The 20,422-nt window shown below is 65.3% G+C and carries 18 protein-coding genes and 1 pseudogene; 15 read left to right on the top strand and 4 right to left on the bottom strand.

The genetic code is table 11. From position 1 onward, the window contains the following. Positions 1 to 37 precede the first annotated feature (37 nt). Positions 38 to 1,051 (bottom strand): annotated as a pseudogene (locus GO592_RS46500) (condensation domain-containing protein); the annotation flags it as partial. A gap of 252 nt (positions 1,052 to 1,303) precedes the next feature. Between GO592_RS46500 and GO592_RS11470 the strand changes: the two are divergent. Together GO592_RS11470 and GO592_RS11465 are read left to right on the top strand one after the other, a co-directional pair. Next, positions 1,304 to 2,266, top strand: coding sequence for an NAD(P)-dependent alcohol dehydrogenase (locus GO592_RS11470; protein WP_007297700.1), 963 nt, complete (start codon positions 1,304 to 1,306; stop codon positions 2,264 to 2,266). Between the two features lie 86 nt (positions 2,267 to 2,352). Beyond that, positions 2,353 to 2,727 (top strand): ANTAR domain-containing protein, encoded by a 375-nt coding sequence (locus GO592_RS11465; RefSeq protein WP_007297701.1) that lies wholly within the window; start codon positions 2,353 to 2,355, stop codon positions 2,725 to 2,727. A 27-nt stretch (positions 2,728 to 2,754) separates the two neighbouring features. Here the strand turns inward: GO592_RS11465 and GO592_RS11460 are convergent, their stop codons facing one another. Next, entirely contained in the window at positions 2,755 to 3,360 is a 606-nt protein-coding gene (locus GO592_RS11460) for a TetR/AcrR family transcriptional regulator (protein ID WP_007297702.1), read from the bottom strand. Between the two features lie 255 nt (positions 3,361 to 3,615). Between GO592_RS11460 and GO592_RS11455 the strand changes: the two genes are divergently transcribed. Beyond that, positions 3,616 to 4,566 (top strand): metal-dependent hydrolase, encoded by a 951-nt coding sequence (locus tag GO592_RS11455; protein ID WP_007297703.1) that lies wholly within the window; start codon positions 3,616 to 3,618, stop codon positions 4,564 to 4,566. Beyond that, on the top strand, positions 4,566 to 5,726 hold the full coding sequence (locus tag GO592_RS11450; RefSeq protein WP_007297704.1) for a hypothetical protein: 1,161 nt from the start codon (positions 4,566 to 4,568) through the stop codon (positions 5,724 to 5,726). Before GO592_RS11455 ends, GO592_RS11450 begins: the two co-directional genes overlap by 1 nt. An 88-nt stretch (positions 5,727 to 5,814) precedes the next feature. On the opposite strand, the gene GO592_RS11445 is transcribed toward GO592_RS11450, so the two are convergent. Then, positions 5,815 to 7,272 carry a catalase gene (locus GO592_RS11445; RefSeq protein WP_007297705.1) on the bottom strand — a complete coding sequence of 486 codons (1,458 nt, stop codon included), beginning with the start codon at positions 7,270 to 7,272 and terminating at the stop codon, positions 5,815 to 5,817. 113 nt (positions 7,273 to 7,385) lie between these two features. Beyond that, the gene (locus GO592_RS11440) at positions 7,386 to 9,014 is read right to left on the bottom strand and encodes a sigma-54-dependent Fis family transcriptional regulator (RefSeq protein WP_039951360.1); all 1,629 of its coding nucleotides are present in this window, start codon (positions 9,012 to 9,014) and stop codon (positions 7,386 to 7,388) included. Positions 9,015 to 9,379: 365 nt separating this feature from the next. Here GO592_RS11440 and GO592_RS11435 point away from each other — a divergent pair, with 365 nt between their 5' ends. The 11 genes from GO592_RS11435 (at position 9,380) to GO592_RS11385 (ending at position 20,382) form a co-directional block, all read left to right on the top strand. Continuing rightward, positions 9,380 to 11,014 (top strand): methane monooxygenase, encoded by a 1,635-nt coding sequence (locus tag GO592_RS11435; RefSeq protein WP_005264697.1) that lies wholly within the window; start codon positions 9,380 to 9,382, stop codon positions 11,012 to 11,014. Positions 11,015 to 11,099: 85 nt separating this feature from the next. Further along, positions 11,100 to 12,143: a 2Fe-2S iron-sulfur cluster-binding protein gene (locus tag GO592_RS11430; RefSeq protein ID WP_007297707.1), complete on the top strand. Its 1,044-nt coding sequence runs from the start codon at positions 11,100 to 11,102 to the stop codon at positions 12,141 to 12,143. A 50-nt stretch (positions 12,144 to 12,193) separates the two neighbouring features. Continuing rightward, positions 12,194 to 13,300: an aromatic/alkene monooxygenase hydroxylase subunit beta gene (locus GO592_RS11425; protein WP_007297708.1), complete on the top strand. Its 1,107-nt coding sequence runs from the start codon at positions 12,194 to 12,196 to the stop codon at positions 13,298 to 13,300. Next, positions 13,297 to 13,638 (top strand): propane 2-monooxygenase effector subunit MimD, encoded by a 342-nt coding sequence (gene mimD, locus GO592_RS11420; RefSeq protein WP_007297709.1) that lies wholly within the window; start codon positions 13,297 to 13,299, stop codon positions 13,636 to 13,638. Before GO592_RS11425 ends, mimD begins: the two co-directional genes overlap by 4 nt. Before the next feature lie 79 nt (positions 13,639 to 13,717). Beyond that, entirely contained in the window at positions 13,718 to 14,764 is a 1,047-nt protein-coding gene (locus tag GO592_RS11415; protein ID WP_007297710.1) for an amidohydrolase family protein, read from the top strand. Further along, entirely contained in the window at positions 14,761 to 15,504 is a 744-nt protein-coding gene (locus tag GO592_RS11410) for an iron-sulfur cluster assembly protein (protein ID WP_007297711.1), read from the top strand. The genes GO592_RS11415 and GO592_RS11410 overlap by 4 nt, the downstream gene beginning before the upstream one ends. Next, entirely contained in the window at positions 15,501 to 16,526 is a 1,026-nt protein-coding gene (locus GO592_RS11405) for an NAD(P)-dependent alcohol dehydrogenase (protein ID WP_007297712.1), read from the top strand. Before GO592_RS11410 ends, GO592_RS11405 begins: the two co-directional genes overlap by 4 nt. 44 nt (positions 16,527 to 16,570) lie before the next feature. Beyond that, positions 16,571 to 18,220 carry a chaperonin GroEL gene (groL, locus tag GO592_RS11400; RefSeq protein WP_007297713.1) on the top strand — a complete coding sequence of 550 codons (1,650 nt, stop codon included), beginning with the start codon at positions 16,571 to 16,573 and terminating at the stop codon, positions 18,218 to 18,220. Between the two features lie 97 nt (positions 18,221 to 18,317). Further along, entirely contained in the window at positions 18,318 to 18,644 is a 327-nt protein-coding gene (locus GO592_RS11395) for a putative quinol monooxygenase (protein ID WP_007297714.1), read from the top strand. Positions 18,645 to 18,694: 50 nt separating this feature from the next. Next, complete coding sequence (locus GO592_RS11390; RefSeq protein ID WP_007297715.1) at positions 18,695 to 20,065, top strand: FAD-binding oxidoreductase; 1,371 nt, start codon at positions 18,695 to 18,697, stop codon at positions 20,063 to 20,065. Further along, positions 20,062 to 20,382, top strand: coding sequence for a hypothetical protein (locus GO592_RS11385; protein WP_007297716.1), 321 nt, complete (start codon positions 20,062 to 20,064; stop codon positions 20,380 to 20,382). Before GO592_RS11390 ends, GO592_RS11385 begins: the two co-directional genes overlap by 4 nt. Positions 20,383 to 20,422: the final 40 nt, after the last annotated feature.

Raw genomic sequence — 20,422 nt, 5'->3', positions numbered from 1 at the left:
TGCGGGCCTCGGCGGACACGCCCAGCTCGCGCAGAATGTCCTCGACGTTGCCGCGCTGGTGCCGCATTGCTCCCATGAGTTCGTGCTGGACCCGGGTCACGAGGTCGCCGACGGTGTCGTCGGGTCGGACCTGCACCCGCAGGGGTGCGACGTTGGCGAGCATTCCGCCGGATCGGCGCAGTACAGCGGTGGTGCGTGCGGACAGCGGAATGTCCACGAGCACGTCCTGCCGTCCCGTCCGCCGCGAGAGATAGCAGGCGAAGGCGGCGATCAACGCGGCCGCTGCCGTCGCGCCCGGCCGGCCGTCGGTGTCCTCGAGCCGTGTGACGGTATCGGCGGACAGCGCCGTGCGCACGGTGAGACTGTGGGCTGCAGGCGGAGCCTCGACGTCGGTCAGGGAGGCGCCGTTCGTGCGTGTGTGGAGACGTTCGGCCCAGTAGTCGCCGTCGGACGAGAACCGGTGGGATGCCCGGTACTCCTCTTCGAGGCGGTGCAGGGTGTGCAGGTCCGCTGCGCGGTTCGGTTGAAGCTCGAGGCCCTGGACTGCCGCGGTGTACAGGGCGGCGACACGATTGACCATCGTCATCGCCGCGTATCCGTCGAGGGCGACGTGGTGGATCCTGCTGTACCACAGGTGCCGCTCGTCACCCACCCGCAGCAGCGACGATTCGCACAGATAGTCGTGCTCGAAATCGACTCGTGCCGTGAAGTTCTCCTGCATCCACGCCTCGGCGGCGGCCATCGGGTCGGATGCACCGCGGAAGTCGACGATTCCCATGGCCGCGTCGGCCGGTGGGTCGACCACCTGGTGCGGCTCACCGTCGACGTCGACCAGACGCAGGAACACGGACTCGTATTCGTGGCCGGCGACGAGTGCTACCTCGCGGAACAGATCGACGTCCAGCGGCCCGCGGATGTCGACGTACTGCGCAATGCAGATCGGCACCTCCGGGGCGAGCTGCTGCGCAAACCACAGCCCGTGCTGCGCCGCGGACAGCGGGAACGGATCGGATCGATGCTCTCGGTAGTTCACTCGCGCAGCGTGTTCCATCAAATCACCAACCAGTGTGCTTGCGCCGCTGGGTTGACGGCGGGACGCTCGGTCCTTCTGGACAGGGGGGAGCCGGACATACCGACGCCACTACAGTCCCGCGGATCGCCGTGCGCGAAAACACACCCTAGGTGTGCGGTGTCGACACCCTGACCGCCCGCACAACCCCACGACGAGGATGCCGGAGAACTATGCTTGGCCGTGAGCTTGTTCGAGGCGCGACGACCTGGAACGCCGCCGAGGAGGTCCGCGATGAAGGCAATCATCCACACCCGGTTCGGCGGACCCGACGTACTCGAACTGGCGCAGGTCCCGAAACCGACGCCCAAGGACGGCGAAGTCCTGATAAAAGTCCACGCGACGACGGTGACTACAGCCGAATGCAAGATGCGGCGGGGCGAACCGCTCTGGGGCCGTTTCATCCTCGGGCTGCGAAAACCACGAAGGAAACTGCGGACCCTGGGCCTCGAGCTTGCCGGAGAGATCGAGGCCGTCGGCAAGGGCGTGCACAGGTTCCAGCCGGGCGATCAGGTATTCGGGTTCACCGGTTTCGATATCGGCGCCTACGCCGAGTACAAGTGCCTGCCGGAAACCGCCTCGCTCGCAATCAAGCCGGTCGACAAGACCTACGAAGAGGCCGCCGCCGCCGTCGACGGCGCCACCACCGCACTGTTCTTCCTCCGGGACAAGGCGAACGTGCAAACCGGACAGAAGGTCCTGGTCAACGGCGCCTCCGGCAGCATCGGCACCTACGCGGTGCAACTCGCCAAGTCCTTCGGCGCGGAGGTCACCGGCGTGTGCGGTCCGCACAACATGGAGATGGTGAAGTCCCTGGGCGCCGACAAGGTCATCGACTACACCAAAGAGGACCTCACCGAAAACACCGAAGCATATGACGTCGTCTTCGACACGGTGGGCAGGAACTCGTTCGCTCGGTGCAAGGGCTCGCTCACCGAGAACGGATGCTACGTTCCCACATCCGGGCTGAACAACTACGTGCTGTCACTCTGGACGTCGCTCCGAGGCGGTAGGAAAGTCGTCACCGGTATGTCCGTCCGCAAGAACGACGCATTGGCGTACATCAAGCAGCTCCTCGACGCGGACACATTGCGGGTCGTCATCGACCGCAGCTATCCCCTGGAACGCATCGTCGAGGCGCATCGGTACGTCGACACCGGACACAAGAGGGGCAACGTCGTCATCACCGTGGCCTAGACGAGCCCACACGAAACAGCACTCGGGTACGCACGTTTACGAGACCGCGACCTGGGGGAATCTCGTAGACAAAAGGACGATGCCACATGTTGAAATCCGATACCCCGAACCCCCCGCGACCCACCCGAAGCTTCCTCGACCGGCGCCGCGGGCCGTCCGACCGTGAACTCCTGACCGCCGCGAAGACAGTTCTGATCACCAGCCGCGGCTACAGCGATGCCCAGGCTTTCGACGAACTGCTCGACGTGGCACGACGGCACCACCTCTCCGTGCAGGGCGCCGCCCGGTGCCTGATCGACCTCACCAGCAACACCCGGCACCTCACCAGCCGCCGTCCGGGCTCGTTCCCCGAATGGGAAGGACTCCGCGGACAGCCGCAGGGGCACCACCGTCCTTCGCGGCGAATAGCCAGCCTGCACGGGCGACACCATCCCCACCTCGCAACCCAGATACGACCGTGACCAGCCTTCGGCAGATCCCCGTTGGTGCTAGGCCGGACTGCGCGGGACGGTTACCGTCGATCCCACCCACCGTCGCAGATACGCACGCAGTTCGTCCTGGCTACGCGGCGGGCTTCCGGGCGAGATGAAGAACGACTGCATCGTCCGCAGCTGATATTCGACCAGCTCACGCAGGGCCGGCTCATCGTAGCCGTGCCGCTCCCAGTCGACGTCGAAGCGCCTGATCATCGTCATTCCGAACAAAAGGGCTTCATCGGACGTGATTCCCGCGGTGTGGGAGTGAGAGCCGGACAGCATGATGCCGAGCTGTGGTATGCGGGGCGCTTCGTTGAGCGTGTAGATCACGGCCTCGACCACAGCTTCTGCGGGATCCTCGATACCCACGAGGTGTGCTGCGAGGCGGTCGAGGAATCCGTCGACAGCGGCGATGGCGGCGGCCCGTAAGAGGGCGTCGGTGCTGGGAAAGTACCGGTACACCGTCTGACGGATGACGCCGAGGGATTCCGCAACGTCGGCGATGCTGATCGCCGTATCTTTCCGGCTGATGAGCTCGACTGCGGCGGTGACGATTCGCCGGGACGCTTCTTCGTCATTTTCAGGCGGACTGCCACCCCACCCACGCCTGCCAGCCACTGTCTTTTCCCTACCTCTCACAACGCGGGGCCCGAACGTCGCGCAAGGGCTGTCGGCGCACCTCCCGACCTGGATTCAGAGGTTACCGCGAACGCATAACCCTTCGACTCGAAGGCCTGCTTCGCAGACAGTCTCCAGGGAACCATCGAAACGTCATCATACAATCAGTTCGATGTGTGTATGTTATTAGTCACTTGGGTCTCTACCCACCCAGAGGCTGCAGCCCACTCATGCCGCACGAGACGAGGTATCCACATGACCGACCTGCACCCCAGAAAGATGGATTTCGCGTTCGACGAACAGGACGTCCCGTTCCTCTGGAACCCCGACAACCCGGCCTGGTCGAGCATGTCGAATGCGATCTCGTTCCTGGCCGTCGGCTTCGAGAAGATGATCGTCAAGGCGATCATGCAGGCCAAACCGCGGATGACAGATCCTGAGATCGCAGAAGAGGCCATGGCGTTCATGCGTCAGGAGGGTCACCACTCGACCGCGCATCGCCAGCACGTCAAAGCCCTGATCAAGCGATACCCGGGGCTCCAGAACACCCTCGACGCGGTGATCGGCGAGTACGACCTCCTCACCGAGGCGACCACTCTGAACTACCGACTCGCCTACACCGCAGACCTGGAGGCGACCTTCACGCCGGTATTCAAACTGATGCTCGACAACGACGCCACCCTCTTCCGGCCGGGAGACGACCGGGTCGCCTCCCTGTTCATCTGGCACTTCGTCGAGGAGGTCGAACACCGAAGTTCGGCGATGATCATCTTCAATTCCCTTGTCGGGGAAGAGCTGTACCGGATGCGGATGGCTCCGTCGATCTTCGCACACGTGATGAAGGTGATGCGGATCGCCTGCGCCGGCTTCAACCAGCACGTGCCGATCAAGGAGCGGAAAGTCGATTCGATGTCAATGTTCGCCACGCACCGGACGAAGCAGAAACTGCTCACGGTGTTCGCACCCTACCTGAGCAAGGGCGTCATGCCGCGTGCGTTCGACGACCTCCCGCGCGGCGAACAGCTGACCGCCCTCGCCGGCATCGTCCGTAGCCAGATGCCGAAGCACGACCCCACGCACGAAAAACTGCCCGCGCTCGCCGGCGAGTGGTTCGCCCGATACGACGCAGGCTACGACTGCACCCGCTGGTACACCGCAGAGTCGCGCACACGCCGGACCGATCCCGTCGCGGCGGTGGTCGACTGATGGCCGATCTCTGCTCGCCCACCTTCGACCAACTCTCGACTGCGCTCGGCTTCTCGTGCGCCGAGGCCGGCGGACTCGTCGAGGTCCGCAGCCCGTTCGCGCTGGAGAACTGGACCCTGCCGGTCCTCGAGCTCACCATCGTGCTCGGGTCGGTGCTCGCGCTCGTATTCGCGATCCTGCGCTGGCGCCGCAACGGCGATCCGACCAATCTGGTGCTCTGGTTCGGGGCCACCGCGTACCTGTTCGTCATCGAGCCACCGCTGTACTTTCCGGCGGCGTTCGGAATCGAGGAGCACGTGGACACGATGTTCGCGCACAACGTGTTCACCGTGGACTTCCTGTGGGGCCGGTTGCCGCTGTACATCATCGCGATCTATCCGCTGATGGCCACGCTCGCCTTCGAGCTTGTCCGGATGTTCGGCGTCTTCCGGAAGTACGGGATACTCGTCGGCGCGGTCTGCGTGGGCTTCGTGCACCACGCGTTCTACGAAATCTTCGACCAGCTCGGACCGCAGCTGAGATGGTGGGAATGGTCGACCACCAACCCGGTCAACCAGCCCATGTTCGACTCGGTCCCACTACCGAGCGTGGTGGTGTTCGCGGCCCTGTGGCCGATGTCGCTGGCCCTGTGCGTTCAGTTCTTCGTGGGGCGGTACGCCGACAAGGGACGGGACTTCACCGGGCTCGAGCTGGTGTGGCGCACGATCGTGATCGGTCTCCTGGCATCGGCGGGCACGTTCATCCTCCCGATCCCGGCGACGGTCCTCGGAATGGAGAGCACCACGGTCCGGGGAATTCTCTACGCGGCCGAACTGATGGTCGTCGTGTTCGTCGCGATCCCGATCCTGGTCCGGCAATGGTCGCGGCTGCGGCGGGGGACGTCGGACGTACCCGCCTATTCGAACGATTTCGTCCGTGTCTACAGCGTGGTGTACCTCGCCGTGATGGGCATTCTGTGGGTGACCGCGTTGCCCAGCTACTTCGGCGCTGTCGACGGCGTCACGAGCAATGGCGATCCCATCGGAAATCTTTGGTACACCATCGCCTGCTTCGCGATTGCGATTCTGTGCGTCGCCGCCACCTTCACGGTGCCGCGGGGCCCCGCTGACGGCCGGGGCCCGATCTCCGGTGAGGGTGTGGTGCCGAACGCGGTCCGATAGGCGCGACGACGGGAGCGGCTGGTCGGCCGGTGCGACCCCACCCGTGATCTGGCGGTGACGCGCAGATCACGGGCTGGGATGTCGCGAACTACAAGGCGCCGAGGGCTTCACAGGCCTTTCGCACGCCTTCGCCGTAGGCGGGGTCGGCTTGGGTGCAGTTGGCGATGTGGCGCTCGATGACGGCAGCCGACGCTCCGGTGATGGCGCGGGCGGTGTTCTCGAACAGCACTGTCTGCTGGTCGGCAGTCATGCCGCGGAAGAGGTTGCCGGGCTGTTCGAAGTAGTTGTCGTCGTCTGCTCGGTAGTCGAACCGGTCGGCGACCGCGCCGACTTCGAGTGGCGGTTCGGCGTAGCTCCGCTGGTCGGCGAATCGGCCGTGTGAGTTGGGTTCGATGCTCGGGACGCTGCCCTGGTTGCCGTCGACGCGCATGACGCCGTCACGGTGGAACGAATTGACGTGGGTTGCCCCTCTGGGACTGTTGACCGGAATCTGGTGGTGGTTGACGCCGAGCCGGTAGCGGGCGGCGTCGCCGTAGGAGAACAGCCGGCCCTGCAGCATGCGGTCCGGGGAGAAGCCGATGCCGGGAACGATGTTCGCCGGGGAGAACGCGGCCTGCTCGACGTCGGCGTGGTAGTTCTCCGGGTTGCGGTCGAGCTCGAGTTCCCCGACCTCGATGAGGGGATAGTCCTTCTTGGACCACACCTTGGTGAGGTCGAACGGATGGTAGCGGTAGGTCTGGGCGTCGGCTTCCGGCATGATCTGCACGAAAAGGGTCCACTTCGGGTAATTGCCCTCCTCGATTGCATTGAAGAGGTCGCGCTGCGCCGACTCGCGATCGCCGGCGACGACGACGGCGGCCTCTTCGTCAGTGAGGTTCTTGATGCCTTGCCGAGTGCGGAAGTGGAACTTCACCCAGGAGCGTTCCCCGGCCTCGTTGACGAACGAGAAGGTGTGTGAACCGAATCCGTGCATGTGCCGGTAGCCGTCGGGGATGCCGCGGTCGGACATCACGATGGTGATCTGGTGCAGCGCCTCCGGGAGATTGGTCCAGAAGTCCCAGTTGTTCTCCGCCGACCGGAGGTTGGTCTTCGGATCGCGCTTGACCGCGTGGTTGAGGTCGGGGAACTTGAGGGGGTCGCGGAAGAAGAAGACGGGGGTGTTGTTGCCGACGACGTCCCAGTTGCCTTGCTCGGTGTAGAAGCGGACAGCGAATCCGCGGATGTCGCGTTCGGCCTCGGCGGCGCCGCGCTCGCCGGCGACCGTGGAGAAACGCAGGAAGACCTCGCTCTGCTTGCCGATCTCCGAAAATACGGCGGCGTTGGTGTGTGCGGTGATGTCGTGGGTGACGCGGAAGGTGCCGAACGCGGCCGAACCTTTGGCGTGCATGCGGCGTTCGGGGATGACTTCACGGTCGAAATGGGCGAGCTTCTCGAGAAGCCAAACATCTTGCAGGAGCATCGGACCGCGTGCGCCGGCGGTGAGGCTGTTCTGGTTGTCGGGTACCGGCGCACCGGCGACTGTGGTGAGTCCGTTCGGGTTGGTCATCGATTTCTCCTGTCTGACACCCGAGGCTGGGCGGGTGAATGTGGTTCGGCGAGAGCATCCCTCGACGGAGAGCGCAGCGATGTCTCAATTTGACATTCCAGGGGTACGGTCGGTCAGAGCACGATGCCGAATTCGCGGATCTTGCGGTAGATCGTCGCTCGGGACATGCCGATAGCGGCGGCAGCGGCGGTCTTGTCGCCGGCATGAAGCGCGAGCGCGTCCACGATCGCGTCCCGCTCGAGCGCCTGCATCCTGGTCAACGTTCGGCGTGTGGTGGAACGGCATGCGGGAGGCAGGGTGTCGATTTCGACGACACCGGACCGTTGCCGCCGGTAGGTGTCCTCGAGAGCCTTCTTCAGCTGGGTGACGTTTCCGCGCCACGCCAGACGCGCGAGCTGATTCGAGGCGGCCGGAGACAGGGTGAGGCCGGTGGCCCCCAGGGTGTCGAGCAGGCTGCGCACAAGATCGGGAATATCGTCCAGGTGGTGCCGCAGGGGTGGCACCGTGATCGATTTGGGGAACATGCGCAGCAGTGGAGTGGTGTCGGTCGAGTCCTGGGGATACCGGGTGAGCACCACCCACGGTCTGCGAGGTGGCTCCTGCGCCTGGGGGCCCTGCAGTAGGTCCGCGAGTGCGGCGAGATGAGTGTCGTTCAGGACGTGTGCGTGCAGTATTGCCAGGTCGGATCCGCTGTCGAGTTCGTCGGAGGCCTCGGTGAGGAGGTCGTCGCCGAGTGCGGTGGCGTCGAGGACGGCGAGTCCGCGGTCCGGTACGAGTTGGTGCGCCGCTCGGATCAAGGCGGTCTTGCCGACGCCGGGTTCTCCGTCGAGGACCAGCCAGTCCTGTCGCCGGCAGGCGTCGACGACCGCCTGGACCGTGTGCCGCCAGAGCGGGCTGGCACCGGCAATCGCGGGCGGGGTGGGTACATTCGCCTTCGAAGTGGAAAGGCGCAGCGAAGCAACCTGTTTCGTGATCCGAACGACGCCTCCTGCCAGCCGGCTACCGGTGAATGTCGGCTCGTAACTCAGGCGTGCGACCGTTCCGCTGGGCAGCTCGGTGAGGATCGTGACCGGTGTCGTTTCACCGCCGATGTCTCGGGTGCGTTCGAGAATCGCCATCTGGTCTGGTGAGTCGAATTGTTGCCGGGTCAGCGAGTTCATCATCACGACCTCGTCACCGACAGCGACGACGGGTCGGCTGGAGCGCCGGCATGCGGACCGGTACGCACTGAAGATCGCCCGGTCCAGTTCGGTTGCGTCGTCGAGCATGCGCTCACGAAGGCGGGTTGCGGCGAGTGTAGCGAAGGACAGCAACAGGGTGTTGGAATTCTGCGCGGCGGTGGTCAGGTCCACGACACCGAGAATCGCCCCGGTGATGGGGTGCGTCACCGGCGCTCCCGCGCAGGAGAAGGACCGCAGCGGACCACTGAAGTGCTGGTCTCCGTCCACGAGGAGAGGTCGGCCGACCTCGAGCGCGGTGCCGATTCCATTGGTGCCGACCTGAGTCTCCGCGTAGCGAAAGCCCGGGGCGAGGTCGACTCGGTCGAGTGCGGTGAACAAGGCGCTGTCGCCGCCGGTGCGGGAGAGCACGATGCCGTTCACATCGGTGAGAATCAGTGATACCGGCTCATTTTCGATGGCGACGGTCAACTCGGACAGTACGGATCGGGCGGCACGCTCGAGCACCGTGTCGGTGGCCATGCGCTCGACATACGCGGCGGCGGGACGGTCGTCGTCTCCCAACGCCTGTCGAGATCGCGACCAGGATACTTGGAGCCAATTGCTCAGACGTAGGTAGTCCGATCCTGCAGGCGAACTCGAGGCCGGAGCCCCCTCGGAGTCCGAGTCCGAGTTCGACTTCGGCGTCGTGCGGTGGTGTGACGTGCTGGTGGGCTGTGGGGTCACTCGCTCTGGTCTCCTGGTTCGGCTGCTCGAGGGCTGCGTGGGTCTGCCGCGGCGCGGGGCAAGTGTAGGCAGCCACCACCCACCCGGAAGTGACCTGCGTCTCACACTGAGACGAATGAGAGCTGGATCACGGGGTTCAATCAATTTCCACAACGTCCCCCCACAGCCGGCACCCGGCCGGCTCACGATCCAGGAGGCGCACATTGAGTAGGCAAAGCCTGACAAAGGCCCACGCGAAGATCACCGAACTGTCATGGGATCCGACATTCGCAACCCCGGCCACCCGGTTCGGCACCGACTACACCTTCGAGAAGGCTCCGAAGAAGGATCCTCTCAAACAGATCATGCGGTCCTACTTCCCGATGGAGGAAGAGAAGGACAACCGCGTGTACGGCGCCATGGACGGTGCCATCCGCGGCAACATGTTCCGCCAGGTGCAGCAGCGGTGGCTCGAGTGGCAGAAGCTGTTCCTGTCGATCATTCCGTTCCCGGAGATCTCGGCCGCCCGAGCGATGCCGATGGCCATCGACGCCGTCCCCAACCCGGAAATCCACAACGGGCTGGCGGTGCAGATGATCGACGAGGTTCGTCACTCGACGATCCAGATGAACCTCAAGAAGCTGTACATGAACAACTACATCGATCCCGCCGGTTTCGACATGACCGAGAAGGCGTTCGCGAACAACTACGCGGGCACCATCGGCAGGCAGTTCGGTGAAGGGTTCATCACCGGCGACGCGATCACCGCGGCGAACATCTACCTGACCGTGGTCGCCGAGACGGCGTTCACCAACACCCTGTTCGTAGCCATGCCCGACGAGGCGGCCGCCAATGGTGACTACCTGTTGCCGACGGTCTTCCACTCGGTGCAGTCGGACGAGTCGCGGCACATCTCCAACGGCTACTCGATCCTTCTGATGGCACTCGCCGACGAGCGCAACCGTCCACTGCTCGAACGTGACCTGCGGTACGCGTGGTGGAACAACCACTGCGTCGTCGACGCCGCGATCGGCACCTTCATCGAGTACGGCACGAAGGACCGCCGCAAGGACCGGGAAAGCTACGCCGAGATGTGGCGTCGATGGATCTACGACGACTACTACCGCAGCTACCTCATCCCGCTCGAGAAGTACGGGCTGACGATCCCGCACGACCTGGTCGAGGAGGCCTGGAAGCGGATCACCGACAAGGGCTACGTCCACGAGGTGGCCCGGTTCTTCGCCACCGGATGGCCGGTGAACTACTGGCGGATCGACGCGATGACCGACAAGGACTTCGAGTGGTTCGAGCACAAGTACCCGGGCTGGTACTCGAAGTACGGCAAGTGGTGGGAGGAGTACAACCGGCTCGCCTACCCCGGCCGCAACAAGCCGATCGCGTTCGAGGAGGTCGGGTACCAGTACCCGCACCGGTGCTGGACCTGCATGGTTCCCGCCCTCATCCGTGAGGACATGGTCGTGGAGAAGGTCGACGAGCAGTGGCGGACCTACTGCTCGGAAACCTGCTACTGGACCGACGCCGTCGCGTTCCGCAGCGAGTACCAGGGCCGGCCGACCCCGAACATGGGCCGGCTCACCGGATTCCGGGAGTGGGAAACCCTGCATCACGGCAAGGACCTCGCCGACATCGTCTCCGATCTCGGCTACGTCCGCGACGACGGCAAGACCCTGGTCGGCCAGCCGCACCTCGACCTGGACGATCCGAAGAAGATGTGGACTCTCGACGACGTGCGGGGCAACACCTTCCAGAGCCCGAACGTGCTCTTGAACGAGATGTCCGAAGCCGAACGCAACGCGCACATCGCCGCGTACCGCGCCGGCGGCACAGTTCCGGCCTGATCTCAGGCTCGGTGGGTGGCGCCGCGGCCACTCCGGCGCCACCCACCGCTTCACCATTCATTTTCACGAGTCCAGGAGAGACCCCGTGGCCGACAAGCACCGTATCAACTTCGAGCCCGTCGACATCGAGATGGAAGTCGGCGAAGACGAGTACATTCTCGATGCCGCGTTCCGGCAGGGCATCCACCTGATGCACGGCTGCCGCGAGGGACGCTGCTCGGCTTGCAAATCCTTTGTCCTCGACGGCGATATCCAGATGGAGGACTACTCGACGTTTGCGTGCAACGACGCCGAGGTCGACGAGGGACACGTCCTGCTCTGCCGCTCGACTGCATACAGCGACTGCACCATCGAGCTGCTCAATTTCGACGAGGACGAACTTCTCGGCGGTGTCCCCATCCAGGATGTGCGCACTCGGGTGACCGGGATCGAGCCGATGACCAAGGACATCGTGTCGCTCCGGTTGGCGCCGGTCGAACCGGCGGGATACGAATTCAAACCCGGTCAGTACTCGGACCTGCACATCCCAGGCACCGAGGAGCATCGGTCCTTCTCCATGGCGACGACCCGGTCGACGCCGGGGCATGTCGAGTTCCTCATCAAGAAATACCCCGGTGGCAAGTTCGCCGGGCTGCTCGAGGACGGGATCTCGGTGGGTGACGAGATCGCCCTGACCGGACCGTACGGGTCGTTCACCATCAAGGAAGGCCATGTCCTGCCGATGGTCTTCATCGGCGGCGGCGCGGGAATGGCTCCGCTTCTATCGCTGCTGCGGCACATGAGCGAGACGGGCAACACCCGGCAGGTGCACTTCTACTACGGTGCCCGCACCCCGCACGACCTGTTCTACGTCGACGAGATCCTCGAACTCGGACGAGGACTGACGAATTTCACGTTCGTGGCCTGCCTCTCGGAATCGATGGACCCGCTGCCCGTAGGTGCGATCGCCGTCGAGGACGGCAACGTCACCGACGTCGTCGGCCGCCGCGAACCGGACATCGGCCGGGCCGAGGTGTACCTGTGCGGGCCGCCGCCGATGGTCGACGCCGCCCTGGAACTACTCGAGGCGAACGACACACCGAAAGACCAGATCTTCTACGACAAGTTCACCAGCCCCGCCTTCGAGTAGACGTCCTGGGAAACCACCTTCCTGCTTCACCGACAGAACTGAGAAACGAGATGACCGCAACCGCCGAGTCCAAGCAACGCAGCTTCCCGAAGATCGAGTTCACCGACTCCGAAGCCGGTGCGCTGGAGTTCCCCAGCTCCCGCAGCCGCAGCTTCACCTACTACACGCCGGCCAAGAAGCGGTCGACGATGTACGAGGACGTGACCGTCGACGTGCAGCCCGATCCCGACCGCCACCTCTCCCAGGGCTGGATCTACGGCTTCGGTGACGGTCCCGGCGGCTATCCGCAGGAGTGGACGGCCGCGAAGTCGTCGAACTGGCACGCCTTCCTCGATCCGAACGAGGAATGGGACCAGACCATCTACCGCAACAACTCCAAGGTGGTCCACCAGGTGGAGTTGTGCCTGTCCAACGCCAAGCGTGCCCGGGTCTACGACGGCTGGAACACCCCGTGGCTGACGTTCGTCTCCCGCAACCTGGGGGCGTGGATGCACGCCGAGAACGGGTTGGCGCTGCACGTGTTCACCTCCATCCAGCGGTCCTGCCCGACGAACATGATCAACACCGCCGTCGCGGTGAACGCCGCCCACAAGATGCGCTTCGCCCAGGACCTGGCCCTGTTCAACCTGGACCTGTCCGAGGCCACCGAGAACTTCGACGGCACCGCCCACCAGGAGGTCTGGCAGTCCGCGCCGGAGTGGCAGCCCACCCGTGAGGTCGTCGAGCGGCTCACCGCGGTTCCCGACTGGTGTGAGCTGCTGTTCGGCTCGAACATCGTCTTCGAGCAGCTGGTGGGATCACTGTTCCGCACCGAACTGGTCATGCAGATCGCCGCCGGCAACGGTGACTACATCACCCCCACCATCGTGGGCACCGGCGAGCACGACTACGACCGCGACCTCGCCTACACCCGCAACCTGTTCCGGTTGCTCACCCGCGACCCCGAGCACGGAGAGACGAACAAGGAACTGTTCGGTACCTGGCTCGCCATCTGGGTGCCACGGTGCCTCGACGCCGCCCGGGCGCTGCAGCCGATCTGGTCGCAGCCGGCCGACAAGGCGGTCACCTTCGCCGACAGTTTCGACGCCGCCACCGACAAGTTCCGTTCCCTGCTCGAGGACCTCGGGCTCGACATCCCCAAGGAGTTGGACCAGTGAGCATGCAATTCGGATCGACCACCGAGTTCTCCAACATGTGTGGCGTCACCTTGATGAACACCCCCATCGGCCGTGTCGTCGCGGAGGTGATGGGCGCCAAGGACGGTGTGGAGCTGACCGAGTACCCGTCGATGATCCGCGTCGACGGCCAGAAGCTGCTGAACTTCGACTACGAGGAACTCACCGACGCCCTGGGTCAGGAATTCGACGGCTCCATCTTCGAGGAGATCAGCTCCACCCACTACGGGCGCATGGTCCACCTCGACGACAAGACCCTGCTGTTCGCCAGCCCCGAGGACGCCGCCGAGTACATCGGATTCGACCTCACAGCGCAGTAGATCGCAGCAGTCCGGGGCCACACAGGGTGGCCCCGGACACCCCCAGCCCATCCGAAAAACAGGACCAAGCGAGGACCCGATGTATCAGAAGGACGGTCAGAAATACTTCATCGTGGACGGCCACGTGCACGTCTGGGACGCCCGCGAGTCGAACCAGAAGAACGTACACGGCAAGCAGTTCATCGACTGCTTCTACGACTATCACAAGAACCTCAGCCCCGAAGAGGTCGTGTGGGACTACGACACCTACACGTACTACGGCAGCGAACGCTTCGAGCGTGACATCTTCGTGGACGGATACGTCGACCACGCGATCTTCCAGGCCACGTTGCTCAGCGACTTCTACCACAACGGATTCGGGCGAACCGACGAAGCACTCGCCCTCGTCGCCAAGCACCCCGGCAAACTGACCTACAACCACGCCTACGACCCGCGCCACGAGGAGGCCGGGCTCGAACAGCTCCGCCGCGACGCCGACCGGATGAACCTGCAGGGCGTCAAGCTCTACACCGCCGAATGGCACGGCGACTCCCGCGGCTACAAACTCGACGACCCCTGGTCGCGGCGCTACCTCGAAGAGTGCATCGAGTTGGGGATCAAGAACATTCACGTCCACAAGGGCCCGACGATCCGCCCCCTGGACCGCGACGCCTTCGACGTCTCCGACATCGACAAGGTCGCCACCGACTACCTGGACCTGCGGTTCGTCGTCGAGCACGTGGGCCTGCCGCGGCTCGAGGACTTCTGCTGGATCGCCACCCAGGAGTCGAATGTGTACGGCGGCCTGGCGGTTGCCCTTCCGTTCATCCACACCCGGCCCCGCTACTTCGCCCAGATCATCGGCGAGTTGCTCTACTGGATCGGCGAGGACAAGATCCTGTTCGGCAGCGACTATGCGCTGTGGACCCCGAAGTGGCTGATCGAGAAGTTCGTCGACTTCCAGATCCCCGAGGACATGCAGGGCGAGTACGCCCCGATCACCGCCCTGCAGAAGCAGAAGATCCTCGGCCTCAACGCGGCAGCGCTGTACGACATCGACGTTCCCGCGAACCTGCGACTGGCCGAGCCGGCCGGGCAGGAAGGTGTGGAGGTCGCTGCCGGGGCGCGGGAAACCGTGTCGTCATGACCGCCGCCGTCGTCTGCACCGAACAGGACGTCCTGATGGCCCTGTCGACGGTCACCGACCCGGAGCTGGACGAGCCGATCACCGATCTCGGTTTCGTCCGGTCGGTCACCCTCGACGACGACGGGGTCACCGTGCACCTGCGGCTGCCCACCGCGTTCTGCTCACCGAACTTCGCCTACCTCATGGCCTCCGACGCCCTCGACGCCCTGCGTCTGGTCGAGGACATCGGCGAGGTGCGGGTGCTGCTCGACGACCACCACGACAGCGACAAGATCAACGCCGGTCTCGCGGCGGACGCCGGGTACGTCGGGACGTTCGGCGCCGAGGCGGAGGAGAGTCTGCACGAGTTGCGCCGAACGTTCCGGTCCAAGGCCCATGCTGCGGCGATGGAACGGTGTGTCGAGGCGCACCTGAAGACCACCGATGTGGGTGTGAACGAGATCTACCGGCTCACCCTCAGCGACCTCGCTCCCGGGAAGGCCAAGGCCGCGCTGCTGCGTCGCCGGATCGGCATCGGGTTGAGCATCTGCCCGGCCAGCCGGGTGTTCGTCGACGACGACGGCACACGCATCGCCCCGGAATCGGTGCCGATGCGGCTGCGCTTCGCCAAGTCGGTGCGCATTTCGATGGAAGGCAACGCGCACTTCTGCCGGGGCCTGCTCGCCACCCGCTACGCCGACAGCGAATCCGTCGGCGCCACACCGCGCATCACCAATCTCAGAACCAGGAGCCCGCGATGAAGGCCGTGCAAGTGGTGGGATACCACACCAAACTGCAGCTCACCGACATTCCCGAACCCACGATCGAGGGCCCGCTCGATGTCATCGTGCGCATCGGCGGCGCGGGGGTGTGCCGCACCGACCTGCACATCCTCGAAGGGCAGTGGGAGGCGAAGTCCGGTGTCGCGCTGCCGTACACGATCGGACACGAGAACGCCGGCTGGGTCCACGCCGTGGGCGACGCCGTCACCAATGTCGCGGTCGGCGACAAGGTGATTCTGCACCCGCTCATCACGTGCGGACTGTGCCGGGCGTGCCGATTCGGAGACGACGTCCACTGCCAGAACAGCACATTCCCCGGCATCGACGTCAACGGCGGCTACGCCGAATATCTGCGCACCACCGCCCGCAGCGTGGTCCGGATCGACGACTCGCTCGAACCGGCCGATGTCGCCGCCCTCGCCGACGCGGGCCTGACGGCGTACCACGCCGTTGCCAAGGCCGCGAAGACGACTCGGCCCGGAGACGTGTGCGTAGTGATCGGGGCCGGCGGACTCGGTCACATCGGCATCCAGGTCCTGAAGGCGATCTCCGGTGTCACCGTGGTCGTGCTCGACCGCAACCCCGCGGCCGTCGAACTCGCCGTGAAGATCGGCGCCGACCACGGCATCGTCGCCGACGGCACCCACATCCAGCAGGTGCTCGACCTGACCGGCGGTCACGGCGCCGAAGCCGTCGTCGACTTCGTCGGCGAGGGCGGCGCGACCGCAGAAGGGATCGCGATGCTGCGCCGCGCCGGGAACTACTACGTCGTCGGGTACGGCGAGAACATCGACGTCCCGACGATCGATGTGATCTCCACCGAGATCAACTTCATCGGAAATCTCGTCGGCTCCTACAACGACCTCCAGGAGCTCATGATCCTTGCCGCCCAGGGCAAGGTCACATTGCACACCACCCGGTACCGGCTCGAGGACTTCCAGCAAGCACTCGACGATCTCGATGCCGGCCGGGTCCGCGGCCGCGCGATTCTCGTCCCGTAACACGTCGCACACTCCGCTCGAGTCAGTACGAAAGGACATCAGCCATGGCCAAAGAGCTGCGGTACAACACGGACGCCCGAGCACGGCTCGAGCACGGCGTCAACGCCCTCGCCGACGCGGTCAAGGTGACCCTCGGCCCCAAGGGGCGCAACGCGGTGCTCGAAAAGCTCACCGGACCACCGACGATCACCAACGACGGCGTGACCATCGCCCGCGAGATCCAGCTCCGCGAACCCTTCGCCAACATGGGTGCCCAGCTGGTCAAGGAAGTGGCGATGAAAACCAATGGTGTGGTCGGCGACGGCACCACCACGGCAACCGTGCTCGCCCAGGCGATGGTCCGCGAGGGTCTGCGGTCCGTCGACGCCGGCGCCAACCCCATGCGGGTGCGTCGCGGCATCGAACGGGCCGTGTCCGTGGTCGTCGACTCCCTCCACGAGCAGGCCTCCCAAATCGGGGGGCAGAGCGATCTGCAGCGGATCGCGACCCTCGCCGCCAGCGACGACGAGGTGATCGGGCACGCCATCTCGAAGGCCGTCGACTTCGTCGGCAAGTCCGGGGTCGTCACCACCGAGGAGAGCGACATCCTCGGGCTGTCGGTCGACATCGTCGACGGCATCGAGTTCGATCACGGCTACATCTCCGGCTACATGGTCACCGACCCGGAGCGGATGGAAGCGGTGCACACCAATCCGCTGATCCTGCTGACCAACAAGAAGATCACCCAGGTCCAAGACATCATGCCGAGCATCGAGGTGGCCAAGCGCGCCGACCGGCCCCTGGTGGTGCTGGCCGAGGAGGTCGACGGGCCGGCGCTGCAACTGCTCGTCGGCGGCAACATGCACAAGACCATGCAGTCGGTGGTCGTCCGGGCCCCCGGTTTCGGGCACCGCCGGGTCGCCGAGCTCGAAGACCTCGCGGTGGCGCTGGGTGGGCACGTGATCGCCAAGGACACCGGCATCGAACTGTCCGAAATCAGTGTCGAGCATCTCGGTTCGTGTGATCGCATCACCGTGACCGAGAACGAGACCACGATCGTCGGCGGGCACGGGGACCAGCGACTGCTCGACGCCCGCATCGCCCAGCTCGAGTCCCAGCACGAGCGCGCCAAGATCGAGGCGGACCAGGAGAGCCTCGAACTGCGCATCGCCCGGCTCACCGGTCGGGTTGCCGTCATCCGCGTCGGCGGCGCGACCAGCGTCGAGCTCAAGGAGCGGATGCTGCGCGTCGAGGACGCCCTGGCCGCCACTCGCGCCGCGGTGGAGGCGGGGATCGTCTCCGGTGGTGGTACCGCGCTGGCGCAGTCGCATCGGGCGTTGGCCGATCTCGACCTGACCGGCGACGAGGCCATCGGGTGTGACGTCGTGCGCCGCGCCCTCGCCGAACCGCTGCGCTGGATCGCGATCAACGCCGGGTTCGACGGCGACGAGGTCGTCGAGGTGGTCGCCGGTTTGCCGCTCGGGCACGGGTTCAACGCGCTCACCGGTGAATACGGGGACATGTTCGACGACGGGGTGATCGATCCGTTCAAGGTCACCCGCGCCGCACTCGAGAGCGCGGCCTCGATCGCGGCACTTCTGATCACCACGGAGACCGCTGTCGTGGAAGAGATGCTGGGCAATCCCGGTGCCATCATGGCGCCCGGTTTCGGCGATCTCGCCGAAGGCATGGTCCGCCCGTCGAACATCTACTAGTGCACGCAGTGGGTCACCGCCTCGACGGTCCTGCGAGGCGGTGACCCACTCCCCCGTTCCGGCGGTGAGGAATTCGTCCGAAAGAAAGTGAGTCATCGTGATTTTCATCGTGGTGAAGTTCAAGGTCCTCGACAAGTACCGGAACGACTGGTTACTCGTCACCAAGGAGTTCACCGACGCAACCCGATCCGAGCCGGGCAATCTCTGGTTCGAATGGCATCGCAACGCAGACGATCCCGCCGAGTTCGTGCTGATCGAGGCGTTCCGGGACGGGCAGGCCGGGTCCGACCACGTCGCTGCCGACCACTTCCGGAAGGGATTGGACGCGATGCGCCCGGCACTGAGCGAGACACCGCGCATCCTCCACACCGACCTACCCGGCACGGACTGGTCCCGCATGGGCGAACTGGAGATCAATCGGTAACCCGGTGCGGTGCACAACCCGACGGAATACAACACTGTGGAAGGACAAGCATGACCGTGGTGACGACCGGTCCCGTCGCGGGTCTGCTCGCGGCGCTGGGCGATGCCGTGGTGACCGACAGCGACACCATGATCGCCTACACCCGCGACCAGTCGATGCTCTCCCCCTCCGGGCATCCGATCGCGGTGGTCCGCGCCCGGACCACCGACCACGTCGTGAGAACCCTGAAAACCGCCCACCGGTACGGCATTCCGGTCGTCACGAGAGGGGCGGGCACCGGACTCGCCGGCGGGGCCAACGCGATCGACGGCTGCATCGTGCTCAGCACCGCGAAACTCGACCGCATCCTCACCATCGACGAACAGTCCCGCACCGCGACGGTCGAGCCGGGAGTGATCAACGGTGATCTCGCAGCCGCGGCGGCGGAGCGCGGACTCTGGTACGTTCCCGACCCCGGCAGTCGCGCCGTCTCCACGATCGGGGGAAACCTCGCGACCAATGCCGGCGGAGCATGCTGCGCGAAATACGGGGTCACCGGCGACCACGTCGCCCGGATCAAGGCGGTGCTCGCCGACGGCCGGATCATCCACACCGGCGCCACCACCCGCAAGAATGTCGCCGGATTGAACCTGACCCAACTGCTGGTCGGGTCCGAGGGCACCCTGGCCGTCATCGTCGAGGCGACCATGCGGCTGCGTCGACCACCGGCACGCACGGCCACCGTCGTCGCCGCCTTCGCCGAGCCCGTCCGGGCGGTCGACGCAGTGATGGCGATTCAGGCGGTGGCCGACCCGAGCCTGGTGGAACTCATGGACCGCACCACTATCTCGGCCGTCAACGACATGACCCGCATGGGTCTCGACCAGACGGCCGGTGCGCTGCTGTTGATCCAGTGCGACGGCGACGCAGCCCCGGCGGAAGCGCAGCGCAGCGCGGACGCGTGCCGTGCCGCCGCGGCCACCGAGCTGTACATGAGCACCGACCCCTCCGAAGGCGACGCCCTCATGCAGGCCCGCAGTGTGGCGCTGACCGCCCTCGAACGCCGCGGCAGCACTCTGCTCGACGACCTGGCCGTGCCCGTGCCCCGGCTACCACACATGCTCGACGCCATTACCCGCATCGCTGACCACCACCACCTCCTCATCGGCACCTTCGGGCACGCCGCCGACGGCAACCTCCACCCCACGATCGTGTTCGACGCCGCAGATCCGGACGCCACCGAACGGGCCCACCAGGCCTTCGACGAGATGGTGGCGCAATGCTTGGCGCTGGGCGGATCCATCACGGGCGAGCACGGCGTCGGCGACCTCAAACGCCGCTACCTCGAACCCATGATCGGCTCGGTGGAGAGGTCCCTGATGGCAGAAGTCAAGGCAGCGTTCGACCCCACCGGAATTCTCAATCCGGGGCGTGCCATATGACACCCACGAAACCACGCATCCGATCGAAACGGGACGACGACCTCGTCCTGGAGTTCGGCAACCGGTGGGCAGTGTTCGGCGGCGGCAGCGCCGAAGACATCTTCGTCACGTTCGGGTGGACCGAGGCGCAGTACTTCGAACGCCTGAAGGTCCTGGCCGGACGCCGTTTCCCGCCCCTCGACGACACCCTCCGGCACCGTCTTCTCGCCGTGTGCGCCGAGCGGCTACAGCGAACCGCTCACCCCCCCTCCCCTGCGTCGAAAGGCCACGTCGATGACAGTGCATCCCGGCCGACGCCGCGGCCGTCCCCGACCTGACCCCGGCCCTCCACACCCCGTCTCATATTGAGACCCGTCT

Origin of the sequence: Rhodococcus sp. 21391 (assembly GCF_016772255.1) — a bacterium.
Taxonomy (GTDB): domain Bacteria; phylum Actinomycetota; class Actinomycetes; order Mycobacteriales; family Mycobacteriaceae; genus Rhodococcus_F; species Rhodococcus_F opacus.
The sequence above is the reverse complement of the archived record's forward strand: the minus strand, read 5'-3'. Positions and strand labels throughout refer to the sequence as shown.